This window comes from Psychrobacter nivimaris (assembly GCF_904846365.1).
Taxonomy (GTDB): Bacteria; Pseudomonadota; Gammaproteobacteria; order Pseudomonadales; family Moraxellaceae; genus Psychrobacter; species Psychrobacter nivimaris_B.
The window spans coordinates 76,718-90,465 of the sequence record NZ_CAJHAL010000005.1; the positions used below are offsets into that span (position 1 = coordinate 76,718).

General features: G+C 43.4%; 10 protein-coding genes. 5 read left to right on the top strand and 5 right to left on the bottom strand.

Features of this window, described 5'->3' with window-relative positions; all coding sequences use genetic code 11:
• Nucleotides 1-32 precede the first annotated feature (32 nt).
• The 3 genes from JMX63_RS03775 to JMX63_RS03785 all read right to left on the bottom strand — a co-directional run bounded on the left by JMX63_RS03775 (nt 33) and on the right by JMX63_RS03785 (nt 6,856).
• The gene (locus JMX63_RS03775; protein WP_406947812.1) at nt 33-1,310 is read right to left on the bottom strand and encodes a PepSY-associated TM helix domain-containing protein; all 1,278 of its coding nucleotides are present in this window, start codon (nt 1,308-1,310) and stop codon (nt 33-35) included.
• Between the two features lie 218 nt (nt 1,311-1,528).
• On the bottom strand, nt 1,529-3,850 hold the full coding sequence (locus tag JMX63_RS03780; RefSeq protein ID WP_201571050.1) for a FepA family TonB-dependent siderophore receptor: 2,322 nt from the start codon (nt 3,848-3,850) through the stop codon (nt 1,529-1,531).
• Nucleotides 3,851-4,753: 903 nt separating this feature from the next.
• Nucleotides 4,754-6,856: a TonB-dependent receptor domain-containing protein gene (locus JMX63_RS03785; RefSeq protein ID WP_201571051.1), complete on the bottom strand. Its 2,103-nt coding sequence runs from the start codon at nt 6,854-6,856 to the stop codon at nt 4,754-4,756.
• 512 nt (nt 6,857-7,368) lie between these two features.
• On the opposite strand from JMX63_RS03785, the gene JMX63_RS03790 reads away from it, so the two are divergent.
• From JMX63_RS03790 to JMX63_RS03810, 5 genes are all read left to right on the top strand, one after another.
• Complete coding sequence (locus tag JMX63_RS03790; protein WP_201571052.1) at nt 7,369-7,644, top strand: Trp family transcriptional regulator; 276 nt, start codon at nt 7,369-7,371, stop codon at nt 7,642-7,644.
• Between the two features lie 114 nt (nt 7,645-7,758).
• Nucleotides 7,759-9,177 (top strand): anthranilate synthase component I family protein, encoded by a 1,419-nt coding sequence (locus JMX63_RS03795; protein ID WP_201571054.1) that lies wholly within the window; start codon nt 7,759-7,761, stop codon nt 9,175-9,177.
• A 72-nt stretch (nt 9,178-9,249) separates the two neighbouring features.
• Nucleotides 9,250-9,897: an anthranilate synthase component II gene (locus JMX63_RS03800; RefSeq protein ID WP_201571056.1), complete on the top strand. Its 648-nt coding sequence runs from the start codon at nt 9,250-9,252 to the stop codon at nt 9,895-9,897.
• Nucleotides 9,898-9,903: 6 nt separating this feature from the next.
• Nucleotides 9,904-10,650: a lysozyme inhibitor LprI family protein gene (locus JMX63_RS03805; RefSeq protein WP_201571058.1), complete on the top strand. Its 747-nt coding sequence runs from the start codon at nt 9,904-9,906 to the stop codon at nt 10,648-10,650.
• A gap of 298 nt (nt 10,651-10,948) precedes the next feature.
• Nucleotides 10,949-11,902, top strand: a complete 954-nt coding sequence (locus JMX63_RS03810; RefSeq protein WP_201571060.1) for a DMT family transporter — start codon at nt 10,949-10,951, stop codon at nt 11,900-11,902.
• A 112-nt stretch (nt 11,903-12,014) separates the two neighbouring features.
• Here JMX63_RS03810 and JMX63_RS03815 read toward each other — a convergent pair whose 3' ends face one another.
• Together JMX63_RS03815 and JMX63_RS03820 are read right to left on the bottom strand one after the other, a co-directional pair.
• Nucleotides 12,015-12,758, bottom strand: a complete 744-nt coding sequence (locus tag JMX63_RS03815) for an amino acid ABC transporter ATP-binding protein (protein ID WP_201571062.1) — start codon at nt 12,756-12,758, stop codon at nt 12,015-12,017.
• A gap of 241 nt (nt 12,759-12,999) precedes the next feature.
• Entirely contained in the window at nt 13,000-13,743 is a 744-nt protein-coding gene (locus JMX63_RS03820; RefSeq protein ID WP_057762590.1) for an amino acid ABC transporter permease, read from the bottom strand.
• Between the last annotated feature and the right edge of the window lie 5 nt (nt 13,744-13,748).

The following is a 13,748-nucleotide window of genomic DNA, read 5'->3' on the forward strand; positions in this document are numbered from 1 at the left end:
AAATAAAAATATACCCTAGAAATCTGGCAATATTACCTACCCTTTTGCAACGCCTTCAATCGACTTTGACGCCCTTTCCACCACAGATAGACGCCAGTAACTGACAACATTGTCACAGCCAAACCTACCAGTGCTAAAAATATTTGATACAGTAAGTGGCCAATGCCATGGCCAATATGACCCATATGTAAAGTCATCAACCAATTGTTAGTTTTGCTACCAAATGATGAGTTTTGGTAGCCAAAGTTCACCTGTTCAACGCTACCCGTTTTTGCATTGACCGTGATGGATGATGCACCGCCTTTTTTACCAATGTCCTTATCTGTCTTAAAGCGCAACTGCCATTGACCCTCGTCCTCAATCCAACGTATGCCTAAAAACTCTCGTACTAGCATACCCTTGCTTTGGGCAGCAGTGTTTGCCTGCTCACTTAAATAAGCAATGCTATTGGCTTTATTGACCACATCAACAGACTCGACATCGACAACCTCATTGTTTACAACCTTAACCCTAGTCGCTGTTTCTGCACCAGACGCCTGCTCTGCTTTTTCTGATGGTTTTCTTGAGTTCTCCTGTCTCTCACCCCTTCCTTCAAGCCCTACGACAGCGTGCATCACAGGTTGATAGACCTCTCTTAGGTTAAAACCAACACTAGACCACGCGATGACAAATAAGATCCCCCAAAGCCATAATCCAAAGGCATGGTGTAGATCATAATTCAATTTAAACATATTACTTTTGGTACGGATTTTCCACGCTGGTAACCAACGTTTCAAAAATGAGGTACGTTTTTTAGGCGAGGTTTGGTTCTGTGCTTTTTTCTTTTTAATCGCTCTAGGAAACGTTAAGTAAAAGCCAATAAAGCAATTAATCGTCCACACGAGCGCAACAATCCCTAGTAGCAATTTTCCAATATCACCCAGTAATAAATCGCGATGTAACCAAAACACTTTCCACATGGTGTTGTGCCATGCCCACTCATCTCTATCACGAGTACCAATGATATCGCCAGTATAAGGGTGGACATAAACTTGTTGAAACGGTGCTTTTGGTTGGTTTTGGGCGGCTTTTCCTCGCGCTCTATCTACCGAAAATACGGCTGACCTCTCTGCTGCTATCGAGGTTGGCATGCTAGAAAAAGCATATTGTGGATACGCACTGATGACCTTATCATGAAGCTCTGCAATAGGCAGATGTGATGCGTTTTGTTTCTCGACCTGAGCCAGTTTATGGTTGAAGATATCATCTAGCTCGTCATGAAATGCCAATAATGTGCCAGTAATACCAGTAATAATTAAAAAAGCTGCCATGGCAAGCCCAGTATAACGGTGAATCCAAAGACAGCTATAGCGAAAATTAAATGACATAAATAAATCTGCTGTTATATTGTGATAGTAAGTTATTGAATTATTAAAAATATTTACGGGGGCATGGGCTTATTTTAAAAATAAGACCCTGCCCTAACAACACAAAAGGTCTAAGCAAATAGCTCAGACCTTTTATATTGAACAAACCCTATGTCTAACTATTAAAAGTCAACGCTAACGTCGAACACATAAGTACGACCAGGCTCATTAAACGTACGTGCACCAGCATTCGTAGCGGTACCCTCACGATAAACACCCGTATCAAATAAGTTTTTGACACCAGCCCCAACGGTTATACCCTTAGTCAAATCATAGCGAGTGCTCACGTTAGCAATGGCATACGGCTCGCGATCAAGCAACGGGTCATCACTATCATCTCCCGTCGTCGCTGAAATCGTTGGGGCTTCAATCACACCATAGTAGCTCACATCAAAGTCGGCATTCCACTGAGGCGTGATATCCCAATCGACACCCGTGTTTACAGTGAACTTAGGAATGAGCGATAATGGCTCGCCATTGTCTTTTCGCTCTGAGCGGATGTTACCAGTGATATTAGAAGACCATCTTACATTGTCAGTGACTGGTACTTGTACAAAGCCTTCTAAACCTTCAACAATTGCTTCACCTTGATTGTCCCATTGAAAGATAGAACGATCTGTCGCTGTATCTACCGCCACACGATCCGTACCAGCACCAATGCGGTTATCATAGGCATTGTGATAATAAGTCAAGCCTGCATTCAGTCCAGTACCATCATCATAAGTAAAGGTGATCTCTTTATTCCAAGATGTCTCATTTTCTAGGTCAGGGTTCCCTAATACGTGGCAACCTCTTTCATCAAGAGGTACCCAAGATGGACAACCATTGCCACCAGTATAGTAAATATAGTTTGGATCAAGCTGATATAACGATGGGGCTTTAAACGCACGACTGACGCCGCCTTTCACTGACCAATCAGGACTAAAGTGCCAAGTAGTATTGATACTAGGCGACCAATTACTACCAGCCTCGCTATGATAGTCGAAGCGTAGACCTGGAGTCACATACCAGTCAGGTGTGATCTCGTAGTTATCTTCTAGATATACACCAATAAGATAAGCATCTGAAGTTGGATCACGCTTGTCAGGATCGGTCTCTACATCACCAAAATCAAAACCCTCTGCAAATGCCAAATCAGATACCACGGGGTTATCTAGCTTTTCGCCGCGAAACTCTGCACCAGCCGTCAAGGTATGACGATCAAAGTAAATATCCCATTCTGATTTGGCATTTAGCGTATCGTAAGTCGCCTCTGTCCACTCAAAATCTTCGCCATCGTCAGGTATGACAATCTGTCCTTCGCCACCACCCGCACTACCTTCACCCAAACGCTCATTAACTGTCCGAGTATACTCAATGAAACTGTTACTACTAGCGTCATCATACTCACCGCGATGTGTGATCGCCGCGCCATAGCGTTGCATTTTGCTCGTTGTTTCACCTTCTAACTCATCTAACAAATTTTGGTTCACGGTTTGGAACAATGAATCACCCGCCCAGTGGTTTTCTTGACGGCTATAATTCACTTCAAAACCGACCGTATTCATCGCATCCATCGCGTATTCAAACAATTGGCGCACATCGATATTTTCGACACCTTCAGTACCTGCCGCTACCGAGGCAGCCGGACCACTGCGCCCGTCAACAATCTGTGCATCTTTGGCATTGATATAAGGATCATCGCCTTCACTATCGTGATAACCAAGAGTGGTACGCGAGGACAGTTTATCCGTCAATGCACCTGCCATATTGATATTGGTACGCCAGCTACTGCCTTCTAGATCGCTCTCTGGTGCCTCATAGTGACCACTGATAGAAAACTCTGGCTCAGTCGGGCTCTTGGTAATGATATTTACCACACCGCCCATACTACCAGAGCCATAACGGGCTGCTGCTGGACCACGCAATACTTCGATGCTTTCGATAGCGCCTGGTGGTACCCACTGCGAGTCACCACGCGTGTCTTGCTCACTCCCACGACTAGGTCGTGAGGAATTGCGAGAAGTGACAGGACGACCGTCGATTAAGATAAGTGTATTGTTTGGCCCCATACCGCGCAAATCAATTTGACGTTGGTTACCACGCTGACCTGACGTTGATGAACCCGACAAATTCACACCTGGCATCTTACGTACAATTTCCGAGATATCATTAGAAACTGATGCTTTTTCGATGGCTTCTTCACTAATAATAGACAGCCCAGCTGCTTGTTCTAGCTCGTCCCTTGCTGCCCGCACCACAATTGTATCCAATGTAGCTGTAGGCACAGCTTCTTGGTCGGTCGCCCCTTGCACAGCTACCTCATCACCCTCGGCAGCAAAAGCGGTACTACTAAGAATAGAAGTCACAGCGATACTTAGTAAAAGCTTACCAGTCACGACGCGTTGAAGTTTTTTTGGAGAAGTGATGACTGAGAAATCAGAGCCACCTGATTGGTTTGACATAAGTAATATTCCTTGAAGCGCACAATTTCGTTAATACCTGTTTATCTCATCGTCAGTGAATGTTTTTAGCCACTTTTTATGCAATGCTTCGGATGCATTCTCGGTGCAAGTACACATAAATAAACATCTAAAATTGACATACGATTGTCGGATAGACGTGTCCATAAATATATGTGTTATAAAAACATGACTAAAATATTGCCAAGCGGCTTAGCTATTGAGAGTAAACGAATAAGGGTATGTACTGAGTAGGGTTAAAAGTTTGATGACGCTGTAACTGTCATTAATTATCCAATGAATTAAATATCTAGCGTAAAAAAGTCTCTATAAATAGAATAGAGCAAAGAGCCATTAACTGTTCTGTAATGAACGAAACACACTTTAGCAAGATACATATAATAATGCAAACATTAATGATAATTATTATCATTAATGTTTGCATTATTATATTCGGTTCAGTTAACAGTTTAATTAATGCTTAATATCTTTATAGAAATGCCTGATAGTTTCAGTTGTATAAGCGCTACTCTGTCAGATCTTGTCGATATTTCCAATATGATAATTCGGGCAGTTAGAAACATTATGCGTCAGCTTCAAAATTTCGACGTTTGATTACTCTATGCTCGTATTCATTCACAATCATTTCCTGATAATTTGAAAGATATAAATGAGCTTCGATGATAGCTCGCTGTTGTTTAGAGTATTGGCATAGTGCTCGCATACGACTCGCATACGATTTAACTCATATGCTATTTATACGGTAGCTTCACCTTCTACCAAACGAGCAACTTAACATCTACTCTTAGATAAATCGCACTCTCAAAAATCTCGTAAAAAAAGCCAGCTCCCGTATAAGACAGCTGACTTTATAAGTACGATTAGACTTAAATTCGATAAGCTAGATTAGAACTGATAAGTTAAAGACGTTTTGATATTACGTCCCATTTCAAAATCAGTATAGGCATCATCGATAGAGTTACGTGACGCATGGCTTGCATAAGTCTCATCAAAGATGTTGTATACACCTAGCGTGGCCTTCAAACCTTCGATTTGAGTTGGCGTGTAAGTCATGAAGATATCGTGCACATCATAGCCTGGTTTTTCGTTGTCATCACCAGCGGTATTCGGTGTCACATCGGCGACATAAGTACTGCGCCAGCCAAGCTCAGTAGTATTGGTTGGAGCGTAACCCAAGTTGACCATGTACTTATCGCCAGACTCAGAGCCACTGCCACTGACAGAAGAGATATTGTAACCTGTATCTTCGCCTTTGCTACGTGCACGAGCATAGCTTAGACCCATGTTGAAGTTATCTGCGCGATAATCGGCTGATAGCTCTACACCTTTGATTTTGAAATCTTCATCATTATTGATGACACCTTGGCAGGCTTCAGGGGCAGCACTTGTACCTAGTTGCCCAGTTGTGCAATTCATGCCAGTTCTACTACCACCTGCACGTACAAACTCAATATAGTTTTCGATATTGGTTTCAAAGTACTTAGCACTTAATTTTAAAGAGTCATCAGCCATAGTCAGACCACGCAGCGTTGTAGCAATACCGACTTCTGCATTGTCACCTTCTTCTGCTTTTAGGTCATTGTTCACATACGTATCAGCGCCATCAGTGTTAAAAATCGTTTGGCTAAGATCTGGACCATTAAATAACTGCGTATAGCTCGCAAATAGCTGGGTGCGCGGTGCAATTTCATAGCTAGCAGCCAATGCGCCAACGACATTGTCATAAGTCTTGCCAGCAGATACATACTCTGGAGACTCATAACGGTCATAACGGACGCCTGGCGTTAAGCTAAGCTTACCCATTTGCCATTGGTCTTCTAGATACACAGACGTATTGGTTGCTTCATCTGTACCAGCAACTGGTATAGTTGTACCTCGCTGAACACTGCTATAGTCAGATTCTTTTTTGTAATGCTCAACTCCAGCGATTAACTTATGAACCCCTGGTACACCGTTAATGATACTGCTATCGATAATACTGGTGTTTTGTACTTTTGCGCCTGTGGTTTGGACTTCTGCATCAAACTCAAATCCAGGTAAGCCATCAGAGTTACGCAAAATCTGCGTGCTGGTCTGATATACATTGGCGTCTACATTGACCAACTGGTTGGCAGGACTATATGCGTAGTCAAGCGCATAGGTATCACGTTTGACTTCCTGCGGGATGATTGGGTTCCAGCCACCAGCAGGAAAATCTGGACGTAATGGGAACTTACCTTTGTTTTCGGTACGGCTAAAGCTAGCACCTACATGATGATCACTACCGACATAAGCACCCGCTTTTAATAGGATGTTTTCGCCTTCGCTGTCTTCCGTTTGGATTTTACGGCCTTTACCGTCTTCACCAGCGTCCGCATTGCGTTTGCCATAATAAGCCAGTAAATCAATATTTTCTGTTGGCGCACCATACACAGTGGCAGAAGTTAGCAGTTCATCATTGTTGCTCGCATAACCTGTATGCAGCTTAGCACCTACCTTTTGACCTGGTTTGAGTAAATCTGCCGCGTCGACTGTCTCAAAAGCAACCGCGCCGCCAATAGCATCATTGCCTAGCGTCACTGAGTTATTGCCCACTGATACCTCTGCTTGTTTTAGCAGATCTGGATCAATAGTGACGTCACCCATATGATAGAACAACGCGCCTTCTTGACGTGCGCCATCAATCGTTACTTTTAGATTGGTATCATCAAGACCGCGTACACGAATACGTTGGTTGACCGATGAAGTACCACCCACGCTTACCCCTGGCACAACGTCCAGAAAATCGCTCAAATGGCTGGCTTGTGCAGCTGGGGTGTAGTCATCTATGTAGACAGAGTCTTCTTGTACAGCGTCACGTACTGAGCTATTCGCTGTTACAGTGATCGTCTGCAATGTCGTGTTTGGCATATCTGCTGCCGTTGCGGCACTGGCAGCTTGCGTCCACAATACAGCGGCGACACCGATAGACAATACTGTCAATTGACTAGATAACTTTACTTCGCGCATAACACATTTACTCACTTTGTTTACTGTCAGAAATTAGAATGTTTAGAATTATTTTTAAGGGCTATCATCGAAAACCCTTAAAATAGTGCCTATCAGAAGATTCAACACCTTAAAAACACTCAATCATACCGTGCAAATAACATGATTAATGCTAATAATAATGATTAGCGTTTAAATAAAGAGAGGCATAATAACTAAGTATTAACAATTTGGCAATAATTAATATCATACATTCTCAATTCTAGTACTTAGTACGCCAAGTGGACGTAGCAATACAACGCAGCAACGCTTGGTACTAACTATAAATATGCTATCGAATATGACGCTGGCCACGAGTTGAATCTATATAAACAAAGCTTAAAAATCATCACGTCTATAGCAGCCTGCTATTAACTTAGCTCATCACTTGTATTTCTTGTACTACTGTACTAGAATGCTGATACAAGATAGTTCTCAGCGAAAAATCGCTCAACAAGCGACCTATCTATTTTCTTTGGCTAAGATTACCTATTATGACTACCGATCCTTATCAGAGCTTAGTGAAACATTTGACCAACTGTACTGATAGCGCAGATATCGAAAAGCTGCTCAGTGCCCTGCTGACCGATAAAGAACAGCTTGACATTGCCAATCGTATTCGCATTTTTGACTTGCTAGATCGTGGCATCACCCAACGTGATATCTCAGAGCAGCTAGGTGTTGGTATCGCCACTGTCTCTCGCGGTGCCAAGGCCAAGCAAAGCCATGATGTCAGCGCGTTACTGGCCACTCATAGAGATCACTCTTAGCCTCTGACGACGATACTATCTAGCTTTTTACTGACGAAACTTATACTTATTAATCGACACTTATTAGTCAACGCTTATTAATCAACACATATTTGAACCATTTCGGACTTTGTTATGACCTCTAGTACTCGCACACAGACCAAACCTGCTCCTATCGATATCCCGAGCAAACCACAACGTATCAAACTGACGCAAGATATCGATTTCTTTGCATTATTCAAACGTATCGAAAGTGCATTTGATACCTGTTATTTGCTCGAGTCATTGGGCGAAGACAGCCATATCTCGCGCCATCATGCGATTGGCTTTGACCCTGTGACAACTATCGCCGCATTAGACCGCAACACGCTTGCGATTACCGACAATAAAACTGCTGAAACAAGCTGCTATCAAACCGACAACCCTTATCAATTGCTCCGCACCATCACGCCGCAGCATGTCATCGCTCGCGATCAAAGCGGTGGTCTGGTTGGCTATTTGGGTTATGACTGCGTGAACTTCTTTGAACCTAGCCTGACAGCGAAAGCCAGTGAAGACTTTGAGCCGTTCAAATTCGGCGTGTATCTAGATGGATTGACCCTAGATAAGATGACTGGGGAAATCTTTTATTTTTATTACCCAACTGCTCAGCAAGAAAACCGTATCGAGCAAATCAAAGCCCTACTCGATGAGCCAACGCCTAGCTATGAAGCGCCTAAAGTTGAATTTTTAGGTGACGGCATGAGCCAAGAAGAGCATGCCAATGTCGTTATGCAAGTCAAAGAAGATATCATCGCTGGGCGTATTTTTCAGTGTGAGGTAGGCTTTAAGTCTAAGTATCGTATTGCCGGTGACAAGATGCCGATTTATGAAAAGCTGCGCGCTGTCAATCCATCGCCGCACATGTACTTTATGAAATTTGCGCAGCAATGCATCATTGGCGCTTCTCCTGAGCTGCTATTCCGCTTGCGTCAGGGTGAAATGGAAACCTATCCGCTCGCAGGGACTGCCAAGCGCGGCGCCGATGTGATAGAGGATCGTAAGCTTGCCCGCGCCTTGCTCAACGATGACAAAGAGATTGCCGAGCACAATATGCTAGTCGACTTACATCGTAATGATATTGGCCGTGTGGCACAATTTGGTACGGTAAAAGTACGTAGCCTGATGGATATCAAACGCTTCTCTCACGTACAGCATATTTCTTCTGAAATCGTTGGTATCCTGCATCCTAACGAAGATATGTTTAGCGCGCTTGCCAGCAACTTCCCTGCTGGTACACTATCAGGCGCGCCCAAGGTAGAAGCCATTAAGGTGATCAATGAGCTAGAGCCAGATGGTCGCGGTGCTTATGGCGGTGCATTAGGATCGTTCAATTTCAATGGTGATTGTATCTTTGCCATTCCTATTCGCAGTCTGTTTATCAATGGCGAGTCTGCCTATGCTCAAACTTGCGGCGGTAACGTTTACGACTCAAACCCAGCCGATGAGTACTTAGAGATTCAGCGCAAACTGTCGGCAATGAAAGTCGTGTTAGACAGCTTTATACAATCATAACGGATACCAAACGTACTGCATAAATTGACCATATTTTACCTAGCACTATTTTTACAAAAGAGTTTATGACCCATGAATGTTTTAATTATCGATAACTACGACTCGTTTACCTTCAATCTCTACCAATACGTGGGCGAGATTTTGCAAACCTTAGACAGCGATGAAGAAGCCAGCGTCATCGTTAAACGCAATAACGAAATCACTTTAGCAGACGTGCAAGCAATGAATCTTGATAGAATTATCATTTCACCTGGCCCTGGCTCCCCTGACGATCCCGCGTACTTTGGTATCTGTGCAGAAGTGATCAAGACATTAGGCAAAACTGTGCCGCTACTAGGCGTCTGCCTAGGTATGCAAGGCATTGCTCATGTGTTTGGCGGTGACGTGGTACGCGCCAGTGTACCGATGCATGGCAAAGTCTCATCAATTCGCCATGATAACTCAGGTATTTATCAAGGCTTACCACAAGAGCTTGAGATCATGCGCTATCACTCACTGGTGGTAAAAGCCGACACCATCCCAAGCTGTCTCACGATTACCTCGGTAGTCGCTAATGACAGCCGTGCTGAATTGAGCTTTGCTGAATCAGCATTGACTGGTGATGAGATTATGGGACTGGCGCACAAAGAGTATCCAATTCAAGGTGTACAGTTTCATCCTGAGTCGTTTGCCACTGAAGGCGCGAAGCGATTGCTGAGTAACTTTTTGCTGCAGGTATAAACCTATATGTCCGTCTCCATGTCTAGCTCAAGCCTAAATACCTCCAGCTTACTCAGACGTACTGCGTTGCTCTTGAGCTTAACGCTAGTGACATCTGTCAGTTCGGCTGTAGCTCCTGTACAGGCAAACTTTACCATGGGCATGGACATCCAAGGCCAACGTCTTAACCTTTATGAGAGATGTGCAGAAGGAAGCGTTACTTGCAACAATATGCTACTGGTCGCTCCCGATTTAGGACGACTATTGCAGACAACACCAGAATCTAGTAAGTCGCCCTACGCTGTCAAATACTACTCTGCGGAAACCAAGCATAGCTTATGTAAAGATGGCGTGACCCCGTGTCGATTTCAGGGTTATACCTTTGAGGGCGAAGATTTTGATGGGTTTATAGATACCTCGAACCATGAGATATCTATAAGAAGTAAATGGACAGTCGATACCTATAGTGCCACCTACAAAGAAAACGAGATTTATCTGCCATTAGCATCACAAGCTGATTTGGTTGATCAGATATATAACACGTCTGATAAAGCATTGAATGAAAGCTACAGAGTAACGCGAAATGAAGTCAGACGCCTGTACGGTGAGGATATGGCGGCTAATCTTAAAAAAGAGCAGACTCAGTGGATAAAACAGCGCTCAAAAAACTGCGGGGCTGATACGGATCATTTACCAAGAACCCAATTGGAAAAAGTGTGCTTTATTCAGCGAAATGCTCTCCGAGAGCAAACATTCTTTTTATGGATTGATTAACAGAGACTGTAGAAAGAAAAAATGACGCGAACACGAATATGATATGAGTTAATAATTCGATATTACTTAGGTTATTTAGCAAACGCTAGCCATTTTTTAGCCATTTGAATAACTATTGATTGAATTTATCATACGACCTAATAGCCACTTATTATCTTTTAGTGATAGACTCAAAAGAACAAACAAAAGACAGCCTTTAATCAGGTTGTCTTTTCTTATTTTAGTATTGCTTGGAGAGATTGTATCAATAGCAATCTTACAACATCTTGTGTCACTTAGATCGTAAGAAGAAAACAGTATGGCAAACATCGACAACGGAATGACGACCCATTCGCATCAATCATGGCTAGGCACCATTCAAATCATCACGGCTGCTATTTGCTGGGGCACGTTGGGTATATTCTCGACTTACCTAAACCAAATTGGATTTAGTGGTTGGCAGGTAACGATATTACGCATTGTCACGGCGGCCTTTATCATCTTAGCCATGCTACCAACACTGTGGCCCCACCTTATCAAGTTACAGCCAAAACAATGGCTTGGACTGGCGATGCAGTCGTTGATAGGTGTCCTTGGCATGTCGTTGTGTTATTTCTTTGCTGTTATCTACGTCGGTGCAGGACCAGCCGTAGCCTTATTATATACTGCACCGGTTTTTAGCCTATTATTTTCGGCAGTCTTGCTCAATGAATCCATTACTCGTCAATCAGCCCTACTGGCTCTAATGGCTGTCTTTGGTGTTGGTTTGACGATGTTAGGCGAGCATGCTCAAGTCAACTGGGGTATCTTATTGGGGCTGTTAGCGGGAATGTGCTACTCCTTATATGGCGTGCTGGGCAAACGTGCGATGCACGATGCTCACCCTGCCCCATTGGTGTTTTTTACCTCTATTATCATCAGTGCTTGCATGCTGTTATTATTACCAGAAACTTATCATACTTATGAAAAACTGCTAACCCTACCGCTAATGACGTGGGGGTATGTCCTAGGGCTGTCTTTGCTAGGAACTGTCGTACCATTTGCGCTATATATGAAAGCATTAGAAAAGCTGCCTGCCTCTCGCGCATCAGTATTTACGATTTTTGAGCCATTAACTGCTATTGCGCTCGCGATGTTTTTACTACATCAATCTTTGTCTTGGATTCAATATCTGGGCGTGGCGCTTATTTTGCTGGCGGCTTTGTTAAATGCTGTATTAAATGGTACTGCTACTCGCGTACCTCGCTGGTTAAAGCAACGACAAAAAATATAGTTTACTGTCTATTATTTGAAATACGTCCTATTTATTGCGATAAAAAAAGCCCCAGCCATTGCATCATGATTGGGGCCTTTTTGTTTTATTACTTACGCAAAAACAAGCGTTTTTACTGCTCAATACGTTGCAAAAATGCCTGCGTACGAGGATGCTTTGAGTCCTCAAACAGCTGCTTGGCACTGCCTTCTTCGACCACATAACCATCTTCAATCAGTACAACATGATCGGCAACGTCGCGGGCAAAGTTGATTTCGTGAGTCACTACGACCATCGTCCAACCTTCAGAGGCGAGCTGCTTCATCGTCTCAAGCACATCCTGTACCAACTCTGGATCCAGCGCCGACGTTGGCTCATCAAATAGTAACAATGACGGCTCAATAGCAAGCGCACGGGCAATACCAATACGCTGCTGCTGACCACCAGATAGCTGGAAAGGATAGAGATCCGCTTTGTCCGACAGTCCAACTTTCTCAAGTAGTACCAGTGCCTGCTCACGGGCTTGCGCTTTGCTCTGTCCTTGTACCACTGTAGGCCCAAGCATCAAGTTTTCAATGGCTGTCTTATGGGGAAACAAATTATAAGACTGAAACACCATGCCTGACTTACGCTGTAAGGCTAGTAGCGTTTTTTTGCTTGGCTTAGTTGCAAAGTCGACGCTCAAGCTATCATCATCAAAAGCAATCACACCTTGGTCAGGAATCTCTAACGCATTTAAACAACGCAAAAAGGTGGTTTTACCCGATCCTGAAGGTCCTAATATGACGACCACCTTACCTTTATTAATGGTCAAGTCGATGCCTTTTAGCACCTGATTGCCACCGAAGGCTTTATGAATATTAGTGACTTTGATCATAAAAATTCCTGTTGTACTAGGGCGTGTCATCAATTAGCCCATTCAATCATTTAGCGGTCTTAAAATGGCTAAATCTTGTCAAATATCGTCAAAAATATTGTGAATATACCTATATTCTCTGCAATTTTTTCCTCATTTGACTACTATTTATCTCATTTTAAGCCTCGCTATCTAAATGATGACACGCCCTAGTCTATATTTGCGAGTGTCTATTGAGCCATAACTTATTTTACTACGTAGCTTATTTTGCTACATAACGGTCTAGCCTAGTTTCAAGCTTGCCTTGGATGAAAGTCAAGAACAGACAAATACCCCAGTAGATAATTGCCGCTTCTGTGTAGACAAGCATAAACTCATAGTTACGAGCTGTGATAATCTGCGCTTGTTTAAATAGTTCAGTGACCAGTACCAGTGAAGCAAGTGAGGTATCTTTTACCAGACTGATAAAGGTATTAGATAACGGCGGCACCGACACTCGAAGCGCCTGCGGTAAAATCACATGACGAAAAGTCTGTAGATACGTCAAACCAACCGTCGAGCCTGCTTCCCACTGTCCTTTTGGTATCGATAAAATCGAAGCACGCACTGTCTCCGATGCATAAGCACCGATGTTCAATGAGAATGCAATAATCGCTGAAGGAAAGGGATCAAGCTTCACCCCAACACTTGGCAGACCATAGAAAATAATAAATAGCTGAACCAGCATCGGTGTACCGCGAATCGCAGACACATAGACGCGAGCGAGCCGATAGATAATTTCATGGAACCAAGTAGCACGCGGAATGATACGAATCAATGCCACTGTCAGTGCAATGGCCATACCAATCGCAAATGAGATCAATGCCAGCGGTATCGAATAATAGATACCGCCCTTGAGCATTGGCCAAAACGACGAGATGACAATCTGTGCTCGATCAGGACTCATAAATGGCAATACTGCCAATAAGTCCGCGAACCATGATGTAGACATTACAGAAGCTGACATGATAG

Coding starts and splice junctions, on each gene's coding strand:
- JMX63_RS03775 (WP_406947812.1), bottom strand. CDS start 1,310: ATGGCAGCTTTTTTAATTATTACTGGTATTACTGGCACATTATTGGCA.
- JMX63_RS03780 (WP_201571050.1), bottom strand. CDS start 3,850: ATGTCAAACCAATCAGGTGGCTCTGATTTCTCAGTCATCACTTCTCCA.
- JMX63_RS03785 (WP_201571051.1), bottom strand. CDS start 6,856: ATGCGCGAAGTAAAGTTATCTAGTCAATTGACAGTATTGTCTATCGGT.
- JMX63_RS03790 (WP_201571052.1), top strand. CDS start 7,369: ATGACTACCGATCCTTATCAGAGCTTAGTGAAACATTTGACCAACTGT.
- JMX63_RS03795 (WP_201571054.1), top strand. CDS start 7,759: ATGACCTCTAGTACTCGCACACAGACCAAACCTGCTCCTATCGATATC.
- JMX63_RS03800 (WP_201571056.1), top strand. CDS start 9,250: ATGAATGTTTTAATTATCGATAACTACGACTCGTTTACCTTCAATCTC.
- JMX63_RS03805 (WP_201571058.1), top strand. CDS start 9,904: ATGTCCGTCTCCATGTCTAGCTCAAGCCTAAATACCTCCAGCTTACTC.
- JMX63_RS03810 (WP_201571060.1), top strand. CDS start 10,949: ATGGCAAACATCGACAACGGAATGACGACCCATTCGCATCAATCATGG.
- JMX63_RS03815 (WP_201571062.1), bottom strand. CDS start 12,758: ATGATCAAAGTCACTAATATTCATAAAGCCTTCGGTGGCAATCAGGTG.
- JMX63_RS03820 (WP_057762590.1), bottom strand. CDS start 13,743: ATGTCAGCTTCTGTAATGTCTACATCATGGTTCGCGGACTTATTGGCA.